Consider the following 6040-nt stretch of genomic DNA (forward strand, 5'->3'; position numbering starts at 1 on the left):
TCCGGGGCATGCGTGCAAAGCCCTCAGATATGAAGCTCACCGGCCTGTTCCTCGACATGCTCGCGGCGGAACAGGGCGCCGGCCCCAACACGCTCGACGCCTACCGCCGTGACCTCACCGATTTCTCCGAGTTTCTCGGCCGCACCGGCCATGCATTCGCGGACGCCGAGACGCAGACGCTGCGCGATTATCTCGCCGATCTCGATACGCGCGGCTTCAAATCGACCAGCGTGGCGCGGCGGCTGTCGGCGATGCGGCATCTCTATCGCTTTCTCCTGAACGAACGGATCCGCACCGAGGATCCCGCCGCGATCCTGTCCGGTCCCAAGCGCGGCCGCGGCCTGCCAAAAGTGCTGTCGATTGCGGATGTCGACCGCATGCTCCGCCGCGCCAAGGAATTGAGCGAGGCGGAGGAGGCCTCGCCCTCGAAGCGGCTGCGCGCCTTGCGGCTCTATTGCCTGCTCGAAGTGCTCTACGCCACGGGCCTGCGCGTCTCCGAGCTGGTAGCGCTGCCGCGCACGGCGGCCAAGCGCGACGCCCGCATGATCGTGGTGCGCGGCAAGGGCAACAAGGAGCGCCTGGTGCCGCTGAACGAGGCCTCGCGGCAGGCGATGGCGGATTATCTCAGCGCGACGGAAGCTGCGAAGACGGAGAAGAAGAAAGACAGCCTCGCCGCCTCGAAATGGCTGTTCCCCTCCTTCGGCGAGAGCGGACATCTGACGCGGCAGCATTTTGCCCGCGACCTCAAGGAGCTCGCGGTCGCCTCGGGACTGCAGGCCCGGCTGGTGTCTCCGCACGTGCTGCGCCACGCCTTTGCCAGCCATCTGCTGCACAACGGCGCCGACTTGCGCATCGTGCAGACCCTGCTCGGCCACACCGACATCTCGACCACCCAGATCTACACCCATGTGGTCGAGGAGCGGCTGAAGAGCCTGGTGCGCGACCTGCACCCGCTGGCGGAGAAATAAACAGGTCTCGTGCCCCGGACGCAGCGCAGCGTGGAACGGTGCGCTGCTGAGCCGGGGCCCATGCCGCTGGGTCCCGGCTCTGCGCAGCAGCGCTAAAGAAGCGCTGCAGCGCGTCCGGGACACGAGAGCTCAGTTGGGAGGACCGTGAAACCGCCTTGACTTCGGCCACATCTCCGCAGAAAGAGCCGGAGCCTCACGATTGATTTGGCGGGCTGCCGGCAGCACACAAGCCAACTCATTGAAGAAGCTACACTTCTTTCCGCGACCCGAACCTCGCTTCGCTCTCAAGCCCCGTCCCCCTATATTGAGTTGATGCCAGACCAGATGCGCAGCTATCTCGACTTCGAAAAGCCCGTCGCCGAGCTCGACTCCAAGGTCGACGAATTGCGCACGCTTGCGGCCTCCGGCACCGATATCTCCGAGGAGATCGGGAAGATCGAGGACAAGGCGGCCCAAGCGCTGGCCGACCTCTATCTGAACCTGACGCCGTGGCAGAAGACGCTGGTGGCGCGGCATCCGCAGCGGCCGCATTTCAACGACTTCATCAAGGGCCTGATCACCGAGTTCACGCCGCTCGCCGGCGACCGCAAGTTCGGCGAGGACGAGGCGCTGGTCGCCGGCTTCGGCCGCTTCCGCGGCGAAGCCATCTGCGTGATGGGCCAGGAAAAGGGCGATTCCACCGAAAGCCGCATCAAGCACAATTTCGGCATGGCGCGGCCCGAAGGCTATCGCAAATGCGTGCGGCTGATGGAGATGGCCGAGCGGTTCGGCCTGCCGGTGCTGTCGCTCGCCGATTCCGCCGGCGCCTATCCCGGCATCGGCGCCGAGGAGCGCGGCCAGGCTGAAGCCATCGCGCGCTCGACCGACGCCTGCCTCGCGCTGACCGTGCCGAACGTCGCCATCATCACCGGCGAGGGCATGTCGGGCGGCGCCATCGCCATCACCACCGCCAACAAGGTGTTGATGCTGGAGCACGCGATCTACAGCGTGATCTCGCCGGAAGCGGCGTCGTCGATCCTCTGGCGCGACGGCACCAAGGCACAGGAAGCCGCCAACAACATGAAGATCACCGCCCAGGACATGCTCCGCTTCGGGGTGATCGACAGCATCCTGAAGGAGCCGGTCGGCGGCGCCCATCGCGACCCCGCCGCCATGATCGCCACCACGGGCGATGCCATCGCCAAGGCCTTTGACGAGCTCCGGGGCCTAGACGGCGACGCCATCCGCAAGCAGCGGCGGCAGAAATTCCTCGATATCGGCCGGAAACTGGGCTGATTCGGACAGTTTTCGTGTCCCAGACGCGCTGCAGCGTGAAACGCTGCTGCGCAGAGCCGGGACCCAGCACGCGCCGCGGGTCGCCTGAGGCATGGGCCCCGGCTCTGCAGCGCACCGCTGAAGGAGCGCTGCGCTGCGTCTGGGGCACGAGAGATCACCCCCGGGTAACCCCGCGTTAACCCTTTTTTTGCCCAAATCGGCGATCTCAGTAGCGTTTTGGCCGCAAGGCCCAAGTTCGTCCCAAGTTACGGCCCAGTTTAAGTCTCTGTTGACCACACCTTGGGGCCAACGGGCTCGTGATCCCCGCTCGGGTTGCGACCACATGACCCAGAGGTTAGAATTTTAATCAATGGCTTCAGGGCATAAGCGCTGGAGCGTGGTCTCGAAAAAGCCCGTCATCACGGGTCCGGATGTCCGGTCGGATCATGCTTCGAGATTGGGGTTCGCGCTCTGCCCGGCACGTTGTGGGGTTCGTCTTGATCACTAGCTCGCTTGCTCGCGCGCTCTTGGCTTCGGTTGCGCTGATGACGGCCAGTGTTCTGCTGGCTGGCTGCGACACCGACCAGGTGTCGCTCGCGACCAACGCCAAGGCCAATCAGCCGGTGCCGCCAAAGCTTCTCGCCGCGATGGTCGAGAAGGACATGGATCTGCAATCGCCGATCCTGGTGCGCCTGTTCAAGCAGGAAGCCGAGCTCGAGGTCTGGAAGCAGGCCCGCAACGGCCAGTTCGCGCTGCTCAAGACCTATCCGATCTGCCGCTGGTCGGGCGACCTCGGACCGAAGGTGCGTGAAGGCGACCGCCAGGCGCCGGAAGGATTCTACTCGATCAATCCGAGCCAGATGAATCCGCAGTCGGCCTATTACCTCTCGTTCAACACGGGCTACCCGAACGCGTTCGACAAGGCTTTGGGCCGCAGCGGCTCGCAGCTCATGGTGCATGGCGATTGCTCCTCGCGCGGCTGCTACGCGATGACCGACGAGCAGATCGCGGAGATCTATTCGCTTGGCCGCGAATCCTTCTTCGGCGGCCAGAAGGCGTTCCAGCTGCAGGCCTATCCGTTCAAGATGACGCCGGTGAACATGGCCAAGCACCGGAACAATCCGAACATGCCGTTCTGGAAGATGATCAAGGAAGGCTATGATCATTTCGAGGTGACGCGGCAGGAGCCGAGGGTCGATTTCTGCGAGAAGAAATACGTCTTCGACGCGGCCAAGACGCCCGATGCCAAGCGCGATCCGGTGTTCGACGCCTCGGCAAAGTGCCCGGCCTATATGATCCCCGAGGATGTCGCGAGCGCCGTGCGCGAGAAGCAGGCGCGTGACGAGGCCGAATACGCCAAGCTCGTCTCCCGCGGCACGCCGGTGGCGCGCATGAACACCGGCATCGACGGCGGCATGAACAAGATCTTCGCCGCCAAGATTCCGGAAGGCTCGACCGGCCTGTCGGAGGGTGCCGAAGGCACCACGCTCCAGATGCTGGCGATGGCGAAGGCGCCCGGCACGATCCCCGGACACGTCAATCCGCCCAAGCCGAATCTCGATGCGGCCGCGCCCGCGCCGCAGGAAGAACCGGTCGTTGCCGTCAGTGCGCCCGCGACCAACACGCGCGTCGCCGCGGCTGCCCCCGCCGAAAAGTCCGAAGGCGGCGGTTTCTTTTCCAGCCTCGGCCGCAAGATGGGCCTCGGCACCGCCGATACGACGGCAACCACACCGGCGCCGCAGGCAGCCGCGTCTGCCGCTCCGGCCACCACGTCTGCAACGCCGCCCAGCGCCGCGTCGAGGCTGAAGGCCGCGGTGACCCGCTTCGTGCCCGGCCGCGATACGTCCAAGGACGCACCCAAGCCCGTCGTCGCGGCAAAGCCGGCCGAACCCGCGAAGCCCGACACGCGCCTTGCCGCAACGCGCCCGGCGCTGAAGCCGTCTGTGTCGGATGGCGCGGGTGAAGCGACGCAGATCATGGGCGCCGCGCCGGTGGTGTCCTCGAACTCGTTCGACAGCCGCTTTGGGGCGGTGAAGTAAGACATATCTAATCGCTCAAAATGAAGCGGCTTTTCCCGCATTCTGGGCGCCGTCGTTGCGCAGGGCACCTTCCCTGATACTCTCCAAGTCCAAGAGGCTGAGACTTGGATCGAGAGCACACTGAAGGAGTCGCTGGAACACCGTGGACGGAGAGCGAAATCTCCGCCGTGGTCGATAGTTATTTTCGGATGTTGGCCTCCGAAAGAACGGGCGCGGCCTACAGCAAGGCGCAGAATCGGCGTCAGCTCATGACGATCGTGCACCGGTCTGAAGGCTCGATCGAACGCAAGCTTCAAAACATTTCTGCCGTCCTCGATATGCTGGGGACGCAGTGGATCAACGGCTACAAACCGTTGGCGCACTATCAGGACGCCTTGGTGGCTGCCGTTGAACACAACGTCGGACAGGCACCGGATTTTCTTTACCCCGCGAACATTGACACTCAACCGCTGACGCTCAACGACGATGCCGTCTTTGTTCCTCCACCATCCGTCGCAGACTTCGAGAAGACACTGACGCCCGCTGTCCGCCGGCTGGTCGGAAAGTTCGACCCCGCCGAGCGCGACGCCAGGAATCGTCAATTGGGAAAAGCCGGCGAGAAGTTCGTCGTGGAGTTTGAACGCGACCGTTTACGACGCGCTGGGCGCGACGACCTTGCGGATGATGTCCGCTGGGTTTCCGACCTGGACGGAGACGGCTACGGTTACGACGTCCGCTCCTTTGAACCTGATGGCCAAGAGAGGCTTCTGGAGATCAAGACAACGTGCGGGCACGAGCGCACCGCGTTTTGGCTAAGCCGGCGAGAAGTCGACGTCGCCGTAGAGAGAAGTGACCGATATCGAATCCGGCGCGTCTTTCACGTCCGCAACCGTGCGCAGATGTTCGAGATAGCCCCACCACTCGAACATGCGCTCCTCATGACGCCGACCACCTACTCTGCCGAGCCGCGCTAACGCAGTCCCCGGGTTTTGGCGCAGGTTCTCCGGGCCGAGACATCCCATGGGGTCCCAAAACTTGATTGCAGTGATACCATCACCAAGATATACATTTATATATTGTATATCCTGGAGGCTGCAATGCAGGTTTCCAAATGGGGCAACAGCCTCGCTGTACGCTTGCCCAAAGCCCTCGTCGAAGAACTGGGCCTCAAGGAAGGCGACGAACTCGACGTGATAGCCGCCCGAAAGGGCACCATCGAGGTCGAGACCAGGGAAGAGCGGCGTCGACGGGCGATCGCGAACATGCGCGCACGCAACTGGCCGCCCTTGCCTGCTGACTACAAGTTCGATCGCGATGAGGCGAACGAACGGTGAGCGCGTTTCTAGACACCAACATTCTCGTCTACGCGCAGCAGGCCGGAGCCAAGGCAACAATCGCGCAAGACCTGATCGACCAAGGCGGCGCCATCAGCGTGCAAGTCCTGAACGAACTTGCCAACGTCCTGCACAAGAAGCAGGGACGAAGCTGGCGCGACATCGAGCTCCTGTTCGATGACATCGACAGTGCGCTCGATCCGGCGCTCCCACTCACGGCGAAGACGAGCCGGGCGGCCCTCGCGCTCGTGCAGAATGATGGCTTTGCCCTTTACGATGCACTGATCGTTGCCGCCGCGATCGAGGCCGGCTGCGATACTCTCTACAGTGAAGACATGCAGCACGGCCGCAGCATCGGCGGACTCACGATCATCAATCCGTTTCTCTCCCCGTCACCCTGAGAGCTTGTGAAGCTTTCGACGGTGCGACCTGTATGGGAGTGCGGGGCGTCTTCTTTTGGAGGCAA

General features: G+C 63.6%; 6 protein-coding genes. All 6 read left to right on the top strand.

Annotation, left to right across the window (positions count from 1 at the left end):
* The first annotated feature begins 8 nt into the window (after window positions 1-8).
* The 6 genes from xerD to AC1RR3_RS37365 all read left to right on the top strand — a co-directional run bounded on the left by xerD (window position 9) and on the right by AC1RR3_RS37365 (window position 5975).
* Complete coding sequence (xerD, locus tag AC1RR3_RS37340) at window positions 9-968, top strand: site-specific tyrosine recombinase XerD (protein ID WP_492830131.1); 960 nt, start codon at window positions 9-11, stop codon at window positions 966-968.
* 312 nt (window positions 969-1280) lie between these two features.
* Window positions 1281-2243: an acetyl-CoA carboxylase carboxyltransferase subunit alpha gene (locus AC1RR3_RS37345; RefSeq protein WP_492830133.1), complete on the top strand. Its 963-nt coding sequence runs from the start codon at window positions 1281-1283 to the stop codon at window positions 2241-2243.
* 524 nt (window positions 2244-2767) lie between these two features.
* Complete coding sequence (locus AC1RR3_RS37350; RefSeq protein WP_492830135.1) at window positions 2768-4261, top strand: L,D-transpeptidase family protein; 1494 nt, start codon at window positions 2768-2770, stop codon at window positions 4259-4261.
* Between the two features lie 167 nt (window positions 4262-4428).
* Window positions 4429-5214 carry a protein NO VEIN domain-containing protein gene (locus AC1RR3_RS37355; protein ID WP_492830137.1) on the top strand — a complete coding sequence of 262 codons (786 nt, stop codon included), beginning with the start codon at window positions 4429-4431 and terminating at the stop codon, window positions 5212-5214.
* Window positions 5215-5337: 123 nt separating this feature from the next.
* Entirely contained in the window at window positions 5338-5574 is a 237-nt protein-coding gene (locus AC1RR3_RS37360) for an AbrB/MazE/SpoVT family DNA-binding domain-containing protein (protein ID WP_492830139.1), read from the top strand.
* Window positions 5571-5975 (top strand): PIN domain-containing protein, encoded by a 405-nt coding sequence (locus AC1RR3_RS37365; RefSeq protein WP_492830141.1) that lies wholly within the window; start codon window positions 5571-5573, stop codon window positions 5973-5975. Before AC1RR3_RS37360 ends, AC1RR3_RS37365 begins: the two co-directional genes overlap by 4 nt.
* Window positions 5976-6040: the final 65 nt, after the last annotated feature.

The organism is Bradyrhizobium sp. GW821-FHT13H05 (assembly GCF_058804065.1).